Source organism: Pseudomonas sp. Ost2, assembly GCF_018326065.1.
In the GTDB taxonomy this organism is placed as follows: Bacteria; Pseudomonadota; Gammaproteobacteria; order Pseudomonadales; family Pseudomonadaceae; genus Aquipseudomonas; species Aquipseudomonas gingeri.
Genome location: NZ_AP021904.1, coordinates 6,461,439 through 6,479,534 on the forward strand (window position 1 = coordinate 6,461,439; position 18,096 = coordinate 6,479,534).

At 63.1% G+C, this 18,096-nt stretch carries 15 protein-coding genes; 10 read left to right on the plus strand and 5 right to left on the minus strand.

The window, feature by feature from the left end; all coding sequences use genetic code 11:
- Window positions 1–3 precede the first annotated feature (3 nt).
- Together KI243_RS28590 and KI243_RS28595 are read right to left on the minus strand one after the other, a co-directional pair.
- A complete protein-coding gene (locus KI243_RS28590) occupies window positions 4–1,653 on the minus strand; it encodes an acyl-CoA dehydrogenase family protein (protein ID WP_177083964.1) in 1,650 nt (549 codons plus the stop codon).
- Between the two features lie 78 nt (window positions 1,654–1,731).
- Window positions 1,732–4,113 (minus strand): hybrid sensor histidine kinase/response regulator, encoded by a 2,382-nt coding sequence (locus KI243_RS28595; protein WP_212810158.1) that lies wholly within the window; start codon window positions 4,111–4,113, stop codon window positions 1,732–1,734.
- Window positions 4,114–4,399: 286 nt separating this feature from the next.
- Here KI243_RS28595 and KI243_RS28600 point away from each other — a divergent pair, with 286 nt between their 5' ends.
- The 4 genes from KI243_RS28600 (at window position 4,400) to KI243_RS28615 (ending at window position 7,980) form a co-directional block, all read left to right on the plus strand.
- The gene (locus KI243_RS28600) at window positions 4,400–5,197 is read left to right on the plus strand and encodes a hydroxymethylpyrimidine/phosphomethylpyrimidine kinase (RefSeq protein WP_103033145.1); all 798 of its coding nucleotides are present in this window, start codon (window positions 4,400–4,402) and stop codon (window positions 5,195–5,197) included.
- Between the two features lie 72 nt (window positions 5,198–5,269).
- A complete protein-coding gene (gene thiE / locus KI243_RS28605) occupies window positions 5,270–5,893 on the plus strand; it encodes a thiamine phosphate synthase (protein ID WP_017123370.1) in 624 nt (207 codons plus the stop codon).
- 17 nt (window positions 5,894–5,910) lie between these two features.
- On the plus strand, window positions 5,911–7,194 hold the full coding sequence (gene hemL, locus KI243_RS28610; RefSeq protein ID WP_017123369.1) for a glutamate-1-semialdehyde 2,1-aminomutase: 1,284 nt from the start codon (window positions 5,911–5,913) through the stop codon (window positions 7,192–7,194).
- Window positions 7,195–7,431: 237 nt separating this feature from the next.
- Complete coding sequence (locus KI243_RS28615; RefSeq protein WP_017123368.1) at window positions 7,432–7,980, plus strand: tetratricopeptide repeat protein; 549 nt, start codon at window positions 7,432–7,434, stop codon at window positions 7,978–7,980.
- 128 nt (window positions 7,981–8,108) lie between these two features.
- Here the strand turns inward: KI243_RS28615 and KI243_RS28620 are convergent, their stop codons facing one another.
- Window positions 8,109–8,435, minus strand: a complete 327-nt coding sequence (locus tag KI243_RS28620; protein ID WP_003215457.1) for a DUF1820 family protein — start codon at window positions 8,433–8,435, stop codon at window positions 8,109–8,111.
- Window positions 8,436–8,567: 132 nt separating this feature from the next.
- Between KI243_RS28620 and miaB the strand changes: the two genes are divergently transcribed.
- The 5 genes from miaB to lnt all read left to right on the plus strand — a co-directional run bounded on the left by miaB (window position 8,568) and on the right by lnt (window position 13,834).
- Window positions 8,568–9,896, plus strand: coding sequence for a tRNA (N6-isopentenyl adenosine(37)-C2)-methylthiotransferase MiaB (miaB, locus tag KI243_RS28625; RefSeq protein WP_017123367.1), 1,329 nt, complete (start codon window positions 8,568–8,570; stop codon window positions 9,894–9,896).
- 73 nt (window positions 9,897–9,969) lie between these two features.
- Window positions 9,970–10,977, plus strand: a complete 1,008-nt coding sequence (locus tag KI243_RS28630) for a PhoH family protein (protein WP_042934207.1) — start codon at window positions 9,970–9,972, stop codon at window positions 10,975–10,977.
- Window positions 10,970–11,428: an rRNA maturation RNase YbeY gene (ybeY, locus tag KI243_RS28635; protein WP_017123365.1), complete on the plus strand. Its 459-nt coding sequence runs from the start codon at window positions 10,970–10,972 to the stop codon at window positions 11,426–11,428. The genes KI243_RS28630 and ybeY overlap by 8 nt, the downstream gene beginning before the upstream one ends.
- A 34-nt stretch (window positions 11,429–11,462) precedes the next feature.
- Complete coding sequence (locus tag KI243_RS28640; RefSeq protein WP_017123364.1) at window positions 11,463–12,302, plus strand: HlyC/CorC family transporter; 840 nt, start codon at window positions 11,463–11,465, stop codon at window positions 12,300–12,302.
- Window positions 12,303–12,310: 8 nt separating this feature from the next.
- Window positions 12,311–13,834, plus strand: a complete 1,524-nt coding sequence (gene lnt, locus KI243_RS28645; protein ID WP_177083962.1) for an apolipoprotein N-acyltransferase — start codon at window positions 12,311–12,313, stop codon at window positions 13,832–13,834.
- Window positions 13,835–14,055: 221 nt separating this feature from the next.
- Here lnt and KI243_RS28650 read toward each other — a convergent pair whose 3' ends face one another.
- Both KI243_RS28650 and KI243_RS28655 read right to left on the minus strand, forming a co-directional pair.
- Window positions 14,056–14,817, minus strand: coding sequence for a YdcF family protein (locus KI243_RS28650; RefSeq protein ID WP_177083960.1), 762 nt, complete (start codon window positions 14,815–14,817; stop codon window positions 14,056–14,058).
- 124 nt (window positions 14,818–14,941) lie between these two features.
- On the minus strand, window positions 14,942–15,262 hold the full coding sequence (locus KI243_RS28655; RefSeq protein WP_212810159.1) for a hypothetical protein: 321 nt from the start codon (window positions 15,260–15,262) through the stop codon (window positions 14,942–14,944).
- 222 nt (window positions 15,263–15,484) lie between these two features.
- Here KI243_RS28655 and leuS point away from each other — a divergent pair, with 222 nt between their 5' ends.
- The gene (gene leuS, locus KI243_RS28660; RefSeq protein WP_212810160.1) at window positions 15,485–18,091 is read left to right on the plus strand and encodes a leucine--tRNA ligase; all 2,607 of its coding nucleotides are present in this window, start codon (window positions 15,485–15,487) and stop codon (window positions 18,089–18,091) included.
- Window positions 18,092–18,096: the final 5 nt, after the last annotated feature.

Consider the following 18,096-nt stretch of genomic DNA (forward strand, 5'->3'; position numbering starts at 1 on the left):
TTCTCAGAACCCCTGCGGCGTCGAACGAGCGACGATGGCCTCGACATTCACCCCACGTGGCAAAGTGCCGTAGACCCGCCCGCCGGTGCCCAGACGACTGGCGATAAAGCCGTCGCTGACCGCCGAGTTGCCCGCTTCCAGCAGCAGCTTGGCCTGCAGGGCCAGGGCAATGTCCTCGGTCAACTGGCGGGCGCGGTACTGGATGTCATGGGTGTCGGTAAACGCCAGCTTCAGGTGCTCGATATGCCGGGCCAGGTGCTTGTCGCCGTGGCCGTCGCCCAACTCGCTGAACAGCACTTCCAGCACGCCCGGTTCTTTCGACAGCGACCGCAGCACATCCAGGCACTGCACATTGCCCGAACCTTCCCAGGTCGAGTTGACCGGTGCTTCGCGGTACAGCCGCGGCAGGATGCTGTCTTCCACATAACCGGCACCGCCCATGCATTCGGCCGCCTCGTTGATCATCGCCGGCGCACGCTTGCAGATCCAGTATTTGCCCACGGCCGTGACCAGCCGGGCGAACTTGGCTTCATGCTCGTCCCCCAGCCGATCCAGCGCCCGGCCCATGCGCAGGCTCAAGGCCAGGGCGGCCTCGCTCTCCAGCGCCAGATCCGCCAGCACATTCTGCATCAACGGTTGTTCGCCGAGCACCCGCCCGCCCACCAGGCGGTGGGCGCAATGATGGCTGGCCTGGGTCAGCGCCTGGCGCATCAAGGCGCTGGAACCGACCATGCAATCGAAGCGGGTCATCGCCACCATCTCGATGATGGTCGGCACGCCGCGTCCCTCTTCGCCGATCATCCAGGCCAGGGCGCCGCGAAACTCCACTTCGCTCGAAGCATTGGAGCAGTTGCCCAGTTTGTTTTTCAGGCGTTGGATATAGAACTGGTTGCGACTGTCATCGGGACGGTGCCGGGGCAGCAGGAAGCAGGTCAGGCCCTTGTCGGTCTGGGCCAGTGTCAGGAAGGCATCACACATCGGCGCCGAGCAGAACCATTTGTGGCCCACCAGTTCATAGGCCTGGCCGGGACCGCCAGCCCCCACCGGATAGGCCCTGGTGGTGTTGGCGCGGACGTCGGTGCCGCCCTGTTTCTCGGTCATCGCCATGCCAATGGTGGCACCGCGCTTGTGAGCGATGCCTATATTGCGCGGATCGTATTCGGTGCTGAGGATGCTCGGCAGCCACTGTCCGGCGAGATCCGCCTGCAGTTTCAGCGCCGGCACGCAGGCGAAGGTCATGGTCAGCGGGCAACCGGTACCGGCTTCGGCCTGGCTGTGTAGGTAGGTCATGGCGGCACGGGCGACATGGGCGCCGTCCCGGGGATCGGTCCAGGGCAATGACGGCAAGCCATGCTCGATCGCGGTACGCATCAGCTCATGGTAGGCCGGGTGAAATTCCACCAGGTCCTGGCGATGGCCATAGCGGTCATGGCTGACAAACACCGGTTTGTTCTGGTTGGCCAGGAACCCCGCCTCCATCAGCGGCCCGCCGGCCAGCGCACCGTAGCGGTCGATGCGCGCCTGCGCCCAGCCGGCGCCGAACCGTTGCGACCACTCCTGCAGCGGCAGGTCGATGCGGTAGAGATTGGTGCCATCCAGCGACGGCGGCTGGTTGGTGACTTCGTGGGTTTCGGCGTACTGATGGAGGTTCATGCTGTCGGGCTCCTATGGGAAGTTGCCAGGAACCCCAGTGAATCACGCACACCTCCGGGAAAAAAGTGACATATACGCCTAAATATCGGCGCTTTCACCCTCTGCCTGAATCAGCAAACGACGCGCCAGCAGGCTTTGCAACTCTTCGAAACGTACCGGTTTGTGCAGGTAGTCGGTAATCCCGGCGGCCAGGCAGCGCTCGCGCTCCACGCCATTGAGCAGACTGGTCAGGGCCAGGATCGGCAACTCCGCGCAGCCGGGCAGGCTGCGCAACTGACCGCACAGAATCGTCTCGCCCGCCTGGTCGGCGGAACAATCGAGCAGCAAGGCATCCACTGTCTCGGCCCGCAGCCTGTCGATCGCCGCCCGCGGATTGTTGGCCGTCAGCACGCGATAGCCGAGCTTGAGCAGCATCCCGCGCACGACCAACTGGCTGATATCGTTGCCGTCCACCAGCAACACGGTGCAGTCATGCGGACTGCGTGGTGTCGAGGTGGCGGACCGGTTGACGCGTGGGCTCAGCACCTCGACATCGACCTCGATCTGGAAACGGCTGCCCATTCCCGGTTCCGATTGATGGGTCAGGCGCCCGCCGAGCAATTCGATCAACTGCCGGCAGATCGCCAGGCCGATGCCCAGACCGCCGTATTCGCGGGTCATAGAGCCGTCGAGCTGGAAGAAACGCTGGTACAGCGTGGCCTCGTCCAGGTCGGTAAAGCCGATGCCGCTGTCGATCACGGCGAAGGACAGGGTCAATTGCCCGGGCTGCGGCGAATGGCCGATCACCCGCAGCACCAGCCCGCCTTCACGGGTGAACTTGATGGCGTTGTCCACCAGGCATTCCAGGCATTGGGCGATCTTCGTCGCGTCGCCGTGGAGGCTGTCGGGCAACTCGTCGGCCACCTCGACGGCAAAGTGCAGCCCCTTGTTCAGTACATTGCCGGCGAACTGCTCCTGCAATCCCTCCAGCAGCCCGCGCAGGCTGAAAGTCTGCGGGTAGACCTTGAGACGCCCGGCCTGCAACTCGGTCAGGGTAAGGATGCCGTTGACCATGCGCATCATGTCCCGCGCCGAACCGGCGGCGGTCTGCTGGTACTGCTCCAGCTCGGGGTCCAGCGCCACGGTCTGCATCAGTTCCAGCGAGCCGATCACACCGTTCATCGGCGTGCGCAGCTCATGGGTGACGGTGGCCAGGAACTCGTCCTTCAGGCGGTTGCTGTTGGCCAGTTCCTGGTTCAGCACTTCCAGCTTCTGCCCGGACTCCAGCAAGGTCTGGGCCTGCTGCTCGCGCATGGCATTGATCCGGTCGGCCAGGGCCAGGGACAGCAGGCCGACCTCCAGGGCCGAACCGATCTGGCTGGCGTACATGGTCAGGAACATGTTCGGCAGGTAGCCGAGCACCATCAGGGTGTTGACCAGCCCGCCCAGGAGGAACGCCGACCAGGCGATGATGAAGTAGCGCGCCACCCGCTGGCCGCAATACCAGGCACTGATCCCGGCGTAGAAGATGGTCACGGTGAATGCCAGGGCCAGGGCGGTCGCCAGGCGCAAGGCCAGGGCATAGCTGGTCATCAGCGACAGGGCCATGACCACCGCACCGAAGGCCATCAGCAGCAACAGCAGGCGGTCCAGCCAGCGGCTGTGGGCCGCCGTGTGCAGGAAGCTGCGGGCGAACTGGCAGCCGAAGAACCCCGCGGAACCGATCAGGAAGGGTGTCGCGGCGTTGGCCCACCAGGGATTGTTCGGCCAGAAATACTGTACCGCCGCACCGTTGACCGACAATTGGTAAAAGCCGAACGAGGCGATATAGAAGATGTAGTACAGGTAGCTGGTGTCGCGCACGCTGAGATAGATGAACAGGTTGTAGACCAGCATCCCCAGCAGCACGCCATAGATCAGCCCGAGCACATACAGGCGCACCGGCTGTTCTTCCAGGTAGGCCTGGCTCGACCACAGGCTCAGCGGCGCCTGGACCGAGCCCTCGGTTTGCAGCCGCAGGTAGACGGTCTTGCTTTCGCCGGGGGCAAAGTCGAGTTCGAACAGGTAGTTGTTCTGCCTGATCGGTCGGCTGGCGAAAGGCAACTCATCGCCCGTACGCTGGGCCAGGCGGTACTCACCGCTGGCGTCCGGCAGATAAAGGTCGATGTGGTCCATCGGCGGATAGGCCATTTCCAGCAGCCAGGTGCGCCGTGCGTCGGGATTTTTCGGTTGGTAGGTCAGGTCGACCTTGAGCCAGAACGCCGATCGCGAATAGCCCGCGTTGAGCGCATCCTTGTCATGGCGACGGAACTGGCCGGCCTTGGCAGGCGCGCTGATATCCGCGATATCGGCCTGGCCGCTCACGTCCTCGAACACCTGCATGATCCGGCCCAGGGGCAGGCTCTGAGTGGATTCATCAAACTCGACTGCGCTCGCCATCAGCGGCAGACAGCTCAACAACATCATCAGCAAATAGCGCATACAGCCCCAGCATGGCCAGTCTGGTCGCGTCAGGAGCCCCCCTTCCCTTTGAGACGACGTGAAACCGCATGACCTGTTATTCGTTTGGATCCACTCTAGCATAGCCAATAATGGCTAAAGCACACCATTGAAACATTTTATCCAAAGGCTCTAGAACGGGCTTTTCAGCGATCGAATCGCATTCGTGAGTAGCATCTATCGGCCGCAACGGACAAAGCTTCAGGAATCGAACAGCCCGTTGCGCGGAAGATTCCGAAAAAGGCGTTTGGTGGTAAGCTCGCGCACCATGAATATCTACAGCTCTCGTCCCGTTGTCCTCTGTCTCTCCGGCCATGATCCCAGTGGTGGCGCCGGCCTCCAGGCAGATATCGAAGCCCTGCTCGCCCAGGGCTGTCATGCAGCTCCCGCTGTCACCGCGCTGACCGTGCAGAATACGGTCAATGTCCGCGATTTCCGCGTGCTCGATCGCGAGTGGGTACTGGCCCAGGCCAACGCCGTATTCGAGGATTCGACGGTCGCGGCGGTCAAGCTGGGCATGCTCGGGTCCCTGGAAATGGTCGACACCGTGGTCGAACTGCTCAAGGCGCACCCGCACCTGCCGCTGGTCTGCGACCCGGTCCTGCGCGCTGGCGGCGGTGGCCGCCTGGGCAAGGACGAGGTCGGCTACGCCATGCGCGAACAGCTGCTGCCACTGGCGACGATCGCCACCCCCAACCTTCCCGAAGCGCGCATCCTGGCCGAATTGCCCGAAGGCACCGCCGACGAATGCGCGGAAAAACTCCTGCCGTTCTGCCAACACCTGCTGATCACCGGCGGCCACGGCGATGAAGAAGAAATCCACAACCGCCTGTACAGCCGCGACGGCACCCGCCAGACCTTCAAGTGCCAGCGCCTGCCCGGCAATTACCACGGCTCCGGCTGCACCCTGGCGAGCGCCCTCGCCGGCCGTCTGGCCCTCGGTGAAAACCTGGTCAGCGCGGTGCAATCGGCGTTGAATTACACATGGCGCACCCTGCGCGACGCCGAACAGCTGGGCCAGGGACAATTTGTGCCACGCCGTCTGCCGCTGGATTTCTGCTCGTAACCGCGGGCAACTTCCAGTACCGGGAAACCCGTGCTGGAAACCCTGTGTTCGTAACGCTTCGAGGCCGAACCGATGAAACTACGTGGCCTGTACGCCATCACCGATAGCCAGTTGCTGGCCGGCAAGTTCCTGTCCTACGTGGAAGCCGCGCTGGAAGGTGGCGTGACCCTGCTGCAGTACCGCGACAAGAGCGCCGACGACGCCCGCCGCCTGCGCGAAGCCGAGGCGTTGCTGAAACTCTGCGAGCGCTACAAGACCCGGCTGATCATCAACGATGACGCCGAACTCGCCGCACGCCTCGGGGTGGGCGTCCACCTGGGCCAGACCGACGGCCCGCTGACGCCCGCCCGCGCCTTGCTCGGCAGCAAGGCCATCATCGGCTCCACCTGCCACGCGCAGCTGGAGCTGGCCGAGCAGGCCGCCAGGGAAGGTGCCAGCTACGTCGCCTTCGGACGCTTCTTCAATTCGAACACCAAGCCCGGCGCCCCGGCAGCGGATATCGCCCTGCTCGAACGGGCCCGCCCGGCGCTGCACCTGCCGATCTGCGTGATCGGTGGTATCACGCTGGACAACGCCGCGCCGCTGGTCGCCCACGGCGCCGACCTGCTGGCGGTAATCCACGGCCTGTTCGGCGCCGACAACGCCCAGGAAGTGACGCGCCGCGCCCGCGCCTTCAATGCCCTCTTCACTTCATGATTTTTGAGAGCCCGACCATGTCTCGTTCCGAAACGCTGTTTGCCAATGCCCAGAAACATATCCCCGGTGGCGTGAACTCGCCCGTTCGCGCGTTCAAGAGCGTCGGCGGCACCCCGCTGTTCTTCAAGCATGCCGAAGGGGCCTATGTCACCGACGAAGACGACAAGCGTTATGTCGACTACGTCGGCTCGTGGGGCCCGATGATTCTCGGCCACAGCCATCCGGACGTGCTGGATGCGGTGCGCCGGCAGCTTGAGCACGGCTTGTCCTACGGCGCGCCGACCGCCATGGAAACCGAGATGGCCGATCTGGTCTGCTCGATCGTACCGTCGATGGAAATGGTCCGCATGGTCAGCTCAGGCACCGAGGCGACCATGAGCGCCATCCGCCTGGCCCGTGGTTTTACCGGCCGCGACAGCATCATCAAGTTCGAAGGCTGCTACCACGGTCACTCCGACAGCCTGCTGGTCAAGGCCGGCTCCGGCGCCCTGACCCAGGGCGTACCGAGCTCGGCCGGCGTGCCGGCGGCTTTCGCCAAACACACCCTGACACTGCCGTTCAACGACATCGATGCCGTGGCGAAGATGCTCGGCGAAGTCGGCCAGGAAGTGGCCTGCATCATCGTCGAGCCGGTGGCCGGCAACATGAACTGCGTACCGCCGGCCCCGGGCTTTCTCGAAGGCCTGCGCAGCCTGTGCGACCAGCACGGCGTGGTGCTGATCTTCGACGAAGTGATGACCGGCTTCCGCGTCGCCCTCGGCGGTGCCCAGGCCCATTACGGCGTGACCCCGGACCTGAGCACTTTCGGCAAGATCATTGGTGGCGGCATGCCCGTCGGCTGCTTCGGCGGCAAGCGCGAGATCATGTCCTGCATCGCGCCGCTGGGCCCGGTCTACCAGGCCGGCACCCTGTCCGGCAACCCGCTGGCCATGGCCGCCGGCCTGACCACCCTGCGCCTGATCAGCCGTCCGGGCTTCCATGCCGAACTGACCGACTACACCACGCGCCTGCTCGATGGCCTGCAACAGCGCGCCGACGCGGCCGGTATCCCGTTCGTCACCACCCAGGCCGGTGGCATGTTCGGCCTGTATTTCAGCGGTGCCGACGACATCGTCACCTTCGACGACGTGATGGCCAGCGATGCGGAGCGCTTCAAGCGCTTCTTCCACCTGATGCTCGACGGCGGCGTCTACCTGGCGCCCAGTGCCTTCGAAGCCGGTTTCACCTCGATCGCCCACGGCGAAACCGAACTGAAACTGACCCTGGATGCCGCTGAACGCGCCTTCGCCGCACTGAAATAAACCCTGAAACAAGTGACAGATCCGACGCCGGTTTCAGCCGGCGTCGCTTTTCCCACCTAAACTTCCTTCGTTTCTTCCCGTCATCTAACCCATTACTTGCAAAACAAGGCGATATAACGCCCGCGCAGCAGAAAAACGAGTAAAGACTTTGTAAGGTGGCCCCCGCTTATTTCATAATGCGCGCCATATACATCCCCTGGCCGGGTACGCCCGCCCTTCAGAGGTACGTCGATTCCCATGAACCGCACCGGCCGCGCCCTTTCACTGGGCTGCCTGTTGCTCCTTCAGCCGCTGCTGGCACATGCAGGCGGTAACTCGTTGTTGATCCCGGCGATGGGTCGCTGCACCCTCAATACCCAGCCGCAGGATCTCGCCGAGGCCCTGACAGCCTGCGAACAGGCGGCCAAGGGTGGTGATGCGGAGGCGCAATACGAGTTGGGCGAGTTCTATTACGACGGCAAGAATGCGCCGCGCGACCTCAACAAGGCCCTGAACCTCTTCGAACAGGCTTCGCTGCAAGGCCACGCCCAGGCGCAATTCCAGCTCGGCACCATGTTCTACAAGGGCGAAGGCGTGCCGGCCAACAATGTCCAGGCTTATATCGTGCTGAAGATGGCGGCGGTCAATGGCGCCGAAGACGCGCTGGACACCGCGGACGAAGTCGCCGCGCAGATGCCGCGGGACGAGCTGGAGATGGCGACCCAGGTACTGGGACAGATTTTCCGCAAGTACCTGCTGGAACTGCAGACGGCTGACGGGCGCACGCCCTTCTCACCGCTTCCCTGAATCCATTCCCCTGTAGGAGCCGGCTTGCTGGCGATGGCGGTGTGTCAGTCGACAACGATGCAGGCTGATAGACCGCAATCGCCGGCAAGCCGGCTCCTACAGATATCGATATCGGTGCAGGAAATGGGTTATTTCTCGGGCATCGGCATCGGAAACGGCATGACATTGCTCATGCCCCTCGCCTCGCTGATCTTTGGCGTGCCCAGGCGCTCGACCTCGTCGATCCGCACGATCGAATGCATCGGCACGAAACTGCGCACCACGCCTTCGAACTGGGCCTTGAGTTTTTCTTCGCCCGGGTCGACCACCAGTTGCGTACGCTCGCCGAAGACGAACTCTTCGACTTCCAGGAAGCCCCACAGATCGCTCTGATAGATCTGCTTGGCGTACATTTCGAACACCTGGCCCTGGTTGAGGAAAATCACCTTGTAGATCGGGGCTTCACGTTTGGTCATGGTGGGCGGGCAACACATCGGGGATATAAAAGAGGGCGCGAACTATAGCATAGCCGCCGGACGCACAATGCTAGGAAGCGACCGCGATGACCCTTATAATGCGCGGTTCTTTGAATCACTTGATGAAACCCCATGGCCAAGAAGCTTTATATCGAAACCCACGGTTGCCAGATGAACGAGTACGACAGCTCGCGCATGGTCGATCTGCTGGGCGAACATCAGGCCCTGGAAGTCACCGCCCGCGCCGAAGACGCGGACGTCATCCTGCTCAACACCTGCTCGATCCGCGAGCGCGCCCAGGACCGGGTCTACTCCCAGCTGGGCCGCTGGCGCGAGCTGAAACTGGCGAACCCGGAGATGGTGATCGCCGTCGGCGGCTGCGTCGCCAGCCAGGAAGGCGCGGCGATCCGCGACCGCGCGCCCTATGTCGACGTGGTCTTCGGCCCGCAGACCCTGCACCGCCTGCCGGAAATGATCGATGCCGCGCGCCTGACCAGACTGCCGCAGGTGGATGTCTCGTTCCCGGAAATCGAAAAGTTCGACCATCTGCCCGAGCCACGCATCGATGGCCCCAGTGCCTATGTGTCAGTCATGGAAGGCTGCAGCAAGTACTGCACCTTCTGCGTGGTGCCCTACACCCGCGGTGAAGAGGTCAGCCGGCCGTTCGACGACGTGATCGCCGAAATCATCCACCTGGCCGAGAACGGTGTGCGTGAAGTGACCCTGCTGGGACAGAACGTCAACGGCTATCGCGGCAGCACCCACGACGGGCGCCTGGCCGACCTGGCGGAACTGATCCGGGTGGTCGCCGCCGTCGAGGGCATCGAGCGCATCCGCTACACCACCTCGCACCCGCTGGAGTTCTCCGACAGCCTGATCCAGGCCCATGCCGAGGTGCCCGAGCTGGTCAAGCACCTGCATCTGCCGGTGCAATCGGGCTCGGACCGGATTCTCGCGGCGATGAAACGCAACCACACCGCGCTGGAATACAAGTCCAAGCTGCGCAAGCTGCGGGCCGCGGTGCCGGGAATCTGCATCAGTTCGGACTTTATCGTCGGTTTCCCGGGCGAAACCGAGAAGGACTTCCAGCAGACCATGAAGCTGATCGAAGACGTCGGCTTCGACTTCTCCTATTCGTTCGTCTACAGCCAGCGTCCGGGCACCCCTGCCGCGGACTTGCCGGACGACACCCCGGAAGAGCTGAAAAAGCAGCGCCTCAATGCCCTGCAGCACCGCCTGAACCAGCAGGGTTTCGAGATCAGCCGACAAATGGTCGGCTCGACCCAGCGCATCCTGGTGACCGATTACTCGAAAAAGGACCCCGGCGAACTGCAGGGGCGGACCGAGAATAACCGTATCGTCAACTTCCGCTGCGACAATCCGCAACTGATCGGCCAGTTCGTCGACGTCCATATCGACGCAGCCCAGCCACATTCGCTCCGCGGCTCGATGCTGCAATGAGCGCTTTCACCCCCAGGCTGCTAGCGTTATCCTTGAATCCATATCCATTGCCGTCGGGCGGCTAAAAACAACCTTGAACGCACCCATAGAACCCCATCGTTTCATTCTCGAGCCTTTCGAGGCTCGCCGCTTCGCCAATCTGTGCGGGCAATTCGACGAGCATTTGCGCTTGATCGAACAGCGCCTGACGATCGAGATCCGCAACCGCGGCAATCAGTTCGAACTGATCGGCGAACCCAAGCTCACCACTTCCGCAGAAAACCTGCTGCGCCGCCTGTACCGGGAAACCAAGGGGACCGAGCTGTCTCCGGACATGGTGCACCTGTTCCTGCAGGAGTCGGCCGTCGAAGACCTGAACAGCAACCCGGTGGCCGAAGCCGCCGTGGCCCTGCGCACTAAGAAAGGCATGATCCGTCCCCGCGGCATCAACCAGCAGCGCTACGTCAAGGAAGTCCTGGCCAACGATATCAACTTCGGTATCGGCCCGGCGGGCACCGGCAAGACCTACCTGGCCGTGGCCTGCGCGGTGGACGCCCTGGAGCGCGAGCAGGTGCGACGCATCCTGCTGGTGCGCCCGGCGGTCGAAGCCGGGGAAAAACTCGGCTTCCTGCCCGGCGACCTGGCCCAGAAGATCGACCCCTACCTGCGCCCGCTCTACGATGCGCTGTACGAGATGCTCGGCTTCGAATACGTGGCCAAGCTGATCGAGCGCCAGGTGATCGAGATCGCCCCGCTCGCCTATATGCGCGGGCGCACGCTGAACAACAGCTTCATCATCCTCGACGAAAGCCAGAACACCACCGTCGAACAGATGAAGATGTTCCTGACCCGGATCGGCTTCGGCTCCACCGCCGTCATCACCGGTGACATCACCCAGGTCGACCTGCCCAAGGGCACCAAGTCCGGCCTGGCCCATGTCATCGAAGTGCTCAAAGACGTACCGGGCATCAGCTTCACCCACTTCCAGCCCAAGGACGTGGTCCGCCATCCGCTGGTGCAGCGCATCGTCGAAGCCTACGAGCGCTTCGAGAATCGCCCGGTCGAACCGTCTGCATCGAAGGACAGCCGTCGCGATGCTTGAACTCGACCTGCAACTGGCCAGTGAAGCACCAGCCCCGAGCGAAGCGGACTTCCGTACCTGGTGCGAACTGGCCCTGCGCCAGCGCAGCGCCGACTCGGAACTGACCATCCGCCTGGTGGACGAAGCCGAAGGCCGCGAACTCAACCATACCTGGCGACAGAAGGACTACGCGACCAACGTGTTGTCCTTCCCCGCCGATGTGCCGGACGAACTGCTGGATATCCCCTTGCTGGGAGACCTGGTGATCTGCGTACCGGTGGTCGCCCGCGAGGCGGCCGAACAAGGCAAGGCACTGGACGCGCACTGGGCCCATCTGGTCATTCACGGCTGCCTGCATCTATTGGGTTACGACCATATCGATGACGAGGAAGCCGAGGAAATGGAAGCACTGGAACGAGAGTTGCTTGCTGAACTGGGTCATCCCGACCCGTATATCGATGACGAAAACTGATCACTCAACAACCAAGGGAAACGAGTAAATCGCTATGAGCGAAGACCGATCGAGCAACGGGCAGAAGTCCTGGCTGGGTAAACTGACCCAGGCTTTTGCCCATGAGCCGAAAAACCGCCAGGAGTTGCTGGAGCTGCTGCGCGAAGCCCACCAGAACAAGTTGCTGGACAGCGAAGCGCTGGCCATCGTCGAGGGCGCCATCCAGGTTGCCGACCTGCAGGTACGGGACATCATGGTCCCGCGTTCGCAGATGATCAGCATCAAGGCGACCCAGACACCCCGGGAATTCCTCCCTGCCGTGATCGACGCGGCGCACTCGCGCTATCCGGTGATCGGTGAAAGCCACGACGACGTCATGGGCGTCCTGCTGGCCAAGGACCTGCTGCCGCTGATCCTCCAGGAGAACGGCGACGGCTTCAACATCAAGGACCTGCTGCGGCCGGCGACCTTCGTCCCCGAGTCCAAGCGCCTGAACGTCCTGCTGCGCGAGTTCCGCGCCAACCACAACCACATGGCCATCGTCATCGACGAATACGGCGGCGTGGCGGGCCTGGTGACCATCGAGGACGTGCTGGAACAGATCGTCGGCGATATCGAAGACGAGCACGATGTCGAGGAAGACAGCTACATCAAGCCATTGCCCAGCGGCGACTTCCTGATCAAGGCGCTGACGCCGATCGAGAACTTCAATGAGTTCTTCGACAGCGAATTCTCCGATGACGAGTTCGACACTGTCGGCGGGCTGGTGATGAGTGCGTTCGGGCATCTGCCCAAGCGTAATGAAATCACCGAAATCGGCGCGTATCGTTTCCGCATCCTGAATGCCGACAGCCGTCGGATTCATTTGATTCGCCTGACTCCCATCAGCCGCTAAGGATCCACATGCTGCGCTTAACCCGTCCCGGCTGGCCCGGTAATCTGCTGGCCGTGGTGGCTGGCGCACTAACCACCCTGGCCCTGGCGCCGTTCGACATCTGGCCGCTGGCACTGCTCGCGGTCGGTCTGTTCTATGCCGGCCTGCGCGAGCTTTCGCCACGCCAGGCGCTATGGCGCGGCTGGTGCTTCGGTTTCGGCCTGTTCGGCGCGGGCACCAGTTGGATCTACTACAGCATTCACCACTTCGGCGGCGCCTCGGTGCTGTTGGCGAGCATGCTGATGCTGCTGTTCACGGCCGCCATTGCCTGGTTTTTCGCCTTGCCCGCCTGGGTCTGGGCACGCTGGATTCGCCGCAATGAAGCACCACTGGCCGACGCGCTGGCCTTTGCCGCCCTGTGGGTGGCGCAAGAGGCCTTCCGCGGCTGGTTTCTCACCGGTTTTCCCTGGCTCTACTCCGGTTACAGCCAGCTCGACGGGCCACTCTCGAGCCTGGCACCGCTGGGCGGGGTGTGGCTGATTTCCTTTGCCCTGGCCCTCACCGCTGCCCTGCTGTACAACGCACCGCGCCTGTTCAAGACCGGGCGCAAGGCCTTTATCGCCATTGGCCTGGTGTTGCTGCTCGGCCCCTGGGCCATCGGCCTGGCGCTCAAGCACTACGCCTGGACCAGCCCGGCGGGCGAGCCGCTGAGCGTGGCGGCAATCCAGGGCAATATCGAACAAAGCATGAAGTGGGACCCCGAACAGCTCAATGCGCAGCTGGCCTTGTACCGCGACATGAGTTTCACGGCCAAGCGAGTCGACCTGCTGGTCTGGCCGGAAACCGCGGTGCCGGTACTGAAGGAGTCCGCCGAAGGCTACCTGTCGATGATGGGCAACTTCGCCGCCGACCGGCATACGGCACTGATCACCGGCGTGCCGATCCGCCAGGTCGTGCATAACGAAAAACGCTACTTCAACGGCATTACAGTCGTAGGCGAAGGCGATGGTATCTATCTCAAGCAGAAGCTGGTGCCGTTTGGCGAATACGTGCCGCTGCAGGATGTACTGCGCGGCCTGATCGCCTTCTTCGACCTGCCGATGTCCGACTTCGCCCGCGGCCCGGCCGACCAGGCGCTGCTGCAGGCCAAGGGCTACCAGATCGCCCCGTTCATCTGCTATGAAGTGGTGTACCCGGAGTTTGCCGCCAGCCTGTCGGCGCGCAGCGACCTGCTGCTGACCATCAGCAACGACACCTGGTTCGGCACTTCGATCGGCCCGCTGCAACACCTGCAGATGGCGCAGATGCGCGCCCTGGAAGCCGGGCGCTGGATGATTCGCGGCACCAACAACGGGGTGACCGCGCTGATCAACCCGTTCGGCCAGATCACCGCGCAGATTCCCCAGTTCGAACGGGGCATCCTCTACGGTGAAGTGGTACCGATGCATAACCTGACGCCTTACCTGCAATGGCGCTCGTGGCCGCTGATCATCCTCTGCGGCCTGCTGTTCGGCTGGGCGCTGCTGGCCAGCCGGATCGCCAAGACCGTCTGAGCCTGACCGATTGTGGGAACCGGCTTGCTGGCGATGGCGCCCGCGAGAGCAACGCAAGACTCACGGGCCTCATCGCCAGCAAGCCGGCTCCTACAAGGTTGGCGATCGTTCCCACGCTCTGCGTGGGAACGCCTGTCAGGACGCTCTGCGTCCGCATTTGTGACGCAGAGCGTCACGGGCCGCATTTCCACGCGGAGCATGGGAACGATCGGGGAGTGATTTCAACGGTAAAACAGCCGGTAGCCGACCTGCCCCACCGCTTCATTGATCAACTGCCCGCTGCGCCAGATCGCCTTGAACTCCGGCAGCCAGCCGCCCAGCGGGCTGGCGTTGTCTCGTCCGAGAAAGCCGACCGGTGCCGGCACGACACTGAAGCCGGCCTTTTCAAAACTCCACACCGCCCGCGGCATATGGGCCGCATGGGTCACCACGACCACCCGCCGGATACCCAGCGGCGCCAGCAGCTCATGACTGAACTGGGCATTTTCCCAGGTGGTGGTGCTGCGCTCTTCCTGCCAGCGCACAGTCACGCCGGAATCGTCCAGCATCGACTGCGCCATCAGCGCCGCCTCGCTGGGTGGCGAACCGTAATGCAAACCACCACTGGTCAATACCGGCAGGCCCGAGGCCTTGGCCAGGCGCGCCGCGTAGCGCTGGCGCTCGAGGCCGATACCGGTGGGCTGGTCGCTGCCCCAGGCCGGATCGCCCCGCTCCCGCCCCGAGCCCAGCACCACGATCGCATCGGCCCGCTGCGCCAGGCCCGCCCATTCATCGCGCTGCAGGGGCGGCACGGTTTCCAGCACCCGCGCGGACCATTCGACCACCACCGGCAGGCTGATCAGCCAGAACCCTCCCAGTCCCAGGGCGAAACACAGCCCCGCCAGGCGTGGCCGGCGGCGACGAAACCACCAGGCAAGCGCCAGCAGCAGCAATAACAGACCGGGCGGCAGAAGTAATTGTTTCAGGATGAAGCGAACAGGCATCGAGCACCTCCAGAAGATGCTCGAAGCCTAAGTGCATCAGGATCAATCAACAACATTCCAGATCCATGGCTTTCGAATACAAGCCAGGTCAACGACAGACAACAGGATGCAGCCGGGCAGATCCTCACTTGATCCGCAGTGACTTGAAGCGCGCCGAATAGAGCCTGGGCGCCCTGTCCTTCAGCCAGACAACCTCGGCCGAACGCCCCCCTTCCTTCTGTTGCGCCACGGCTGTGGCCGACTCGGGCACGTCGCCACCGCTCAGGTCCAGGTAGGCCCTGATCAGCTCGAACTCGGCACGACTCAAGCCTCGTAACTCCAGCTCGGCAGGCCGCTCGTCACGCAGGCGGACCGCCGTCCTTGCAGCGTCGAGGGCAAGCCCAAGACGCGTGATCAGACGCTCGTACAACTCGGGATTAGTTACATTTCGCTGCGACTCCACCATCCGTTCACCTCATTGAAGATAAGAATCACTCCCCCTCTATGAGCTTAGCGGTGCCCGGCCAACCGGCTGGCCGCCGCGACCAACGGCTTTTGTCGCGCAATCAGGGTTTCCCTCGATAGAGCGGCGTCATGTATGCTACGGCGCTTCCTGTAACTCCACTTCCAGCAGCACCCAGACGGTGCGTTGAAGAGGATTAGGCCACCCTTTCCAGTACAAGTAGCCATGCACGAACACTATCAGCCCCGTGAAATCGAAAACGCCGCCCAATCGTTCTGGGATGAGCAAAAGTCCTTTGAAGTCAGTGAACAGCCAGGCAAGGAGACTTACTATTGCCTGTCGATGTTCCCTTACCCCAGCGGCAAGCTACACATGGGGCACGTGCGCAACTACACCATCGGTGACGTGATCGCGCGTTATCAGCGCATGCAGGGCAAGAACGTCCTGCAACCGATGGGTTGGGACGCCTTCGGCATGCCGGCGGAAAACGCCGCGATGAAGAACAACGTCGCACCGGCCAAGTGGACCTACGAAAACATCGCCTACATGAAGACCCAGCTGCGCAGCCTGGGCCTGGCGGTGGACTGGTCCCGCGAAGTGACCACCTGCAAGCCGGACTACTACCGCTGGGAACAATGGCTGTTCACCCGCCTGTTCGAAAAAGGCGTGATCTACCGTAAGAACGGCACCGTCAACTGGGACCCGGTGGACCAGACCGTACTGGCCAACGAGCAAGTGATCGACGGCCGCGGCTGGCGTTCCGGCGCGCTGATCGAAAAGCGCGAAATCCCGATGTACTATTTCAAGATCACCGCTTACGCCGATGAGCTGCTGGAAAGCCTCGACGACCTGCCGGGCTGGCCCGAGCAGGTCAAGACCATGCAGCGCAACTGGATCGGCAAGTCCCGTGGCATGGAAGTGCAGTTCCCGTACGATGTCGCCTCCATTGGCGAAGCCGGCGCCCTGAAAGTCTTCACCACCCGTCCGGACACCCTGATGGGCGCGACCTATGTCGCCGTTGCCGCCGAACACCCGCTGGCGACCCAGGCCGCGCGCAACAACCCCGAACTGCAGGCCTTCATCGCCGAATGCAAGGGCGGCAGCGTGGCCGAAGCCGACGTCGCCACCCAGGAAAAGAAAGGCCTGCCGACCGGCCTGTTCGTCGAACACCCGTTGACCGGTGAGAAACTCCCGGTGTGGGTCGCCAACTACGTGCTGATGCACTACGGCGACGGTGCCGTGATGGCGGTTCCGGCTCACGACGAACGGGACTTCGAGTTCGCCACCAAATACAACCTGCCGGTCAAGTCGGTGGTGCGCACCAGCTCGGGCGACACCAATCCGGCGCCCTGGCAGGACGCTTATGGCGAGCACGGCACGCTGATCAACTCCGGCGAATTCGACGGCCTGGACTTCGCCGGTGCGTTCGACGCCATCGAAGTCGCACTGATCAAGAAAAACCTCGGCGCCTCGCGCACCCAGTTCCGCCTGCGCGACTGGGGCATCAGCCGCCAGCGCTACTGGGGCTGCCCGATCCCGATCATCCATTGCGACACCTGCGGCGACGTTCCGGTACCGGAAGACCAACTGCCGGTGGTGCTGCCGGAAGACGTGGTGCCGGATGGCGCCGGTTCGCCGCTGGCGCGCATGCCCGAGTTCTACGAGTGCACCTGCCCGAAATGCGGCGCCCCGGCCAAGCGCGAAACCGACACCATGGACACCTTCGTCGAATCGTCCTGGTACTACGCCCGCTACGCCTCGCCTCACTACGAGGGTGGCCTGGTCGACCCGAAGGCCGCCGACCACTGGCTGCCGGTGGACCAGTACATCGGCGGTATCGAACACGCGATCTTGCACCTGCTCTACGCGCGCTTCTTCCACAAGCTGATGCGCGACGAAGGCCTGGTCAGTTCCAACGAGCCGTTCAAGAACCTGCTGACTCAGGGCATGGTGATCGCCGAGACCTACTACCGTCGCGAAGCCAATGGTGCCTACACCTGGTTCAACCCGGCGGACGTGGAGCTCGAGCGTGACAGCAAGGCCAAGGTCATCAGCGCCAGGCTGATCTCCGACGGTTTGCCGGTGGAGATCGGTGGCACCGAGAAGATGGCCAAGTCGAAGAACAACGGCGTCGACCCGCAGTCGATGATCGACCAGTTCGGCGCGGACACCTGCCGCCTGTTCATGATGTTCGCCTCGCCACCCGACATGAGCGCGGAATGGTCCGACTCGGGCGTCGAAGGTTCGCACCGTTTCCTCAAGCGCGTCTGGCGCCTGGCGCAGGCCCACGTTTCCCAGGGCCTGCCCGGCAAACTGGACATCGCCGGCCTGAACGACGAGCAGAAAGCCATTCGCCGTTCGATCCACCTGGCGATCAAGCAGGCCAGCCACGACGTCGGCCAGAACCACAAATTCAACACCGCCATCGCCCAGGTGATGACGCTGATGAACGTGCTGGAAAAAGCCCCGCAAGGCACCGCGCAGGATCGCGCCCTGATCCAGGAAGGCCTGGAAACCGTGACCCTGCTGCTGGCGCCGATCACTCCGCATATCTGCCACGAGCTGTGGAATCGCCTGGGTCACGCCGATCCGGTGATCGACGCCGGCTGGCCGGTGCAGGATGACAGCGCGCTGGTGCAGGACAGCCTGGTGCTGGTGATCCAGGTCAACGGCAAGCTGCGCGGCCAGATCGAAATGCCGGCCAGCGCCACTCGCGAAGAAATCGAAGCGGCGGCGCGGGTCAACGAAAACGTACTGCGCTTCATCGATGGCCTGACGATCCGCAAAGTGATCGTCGTGCCCGGCAAGCTGGTCAATATCGTCGCTAGCTAATTGGA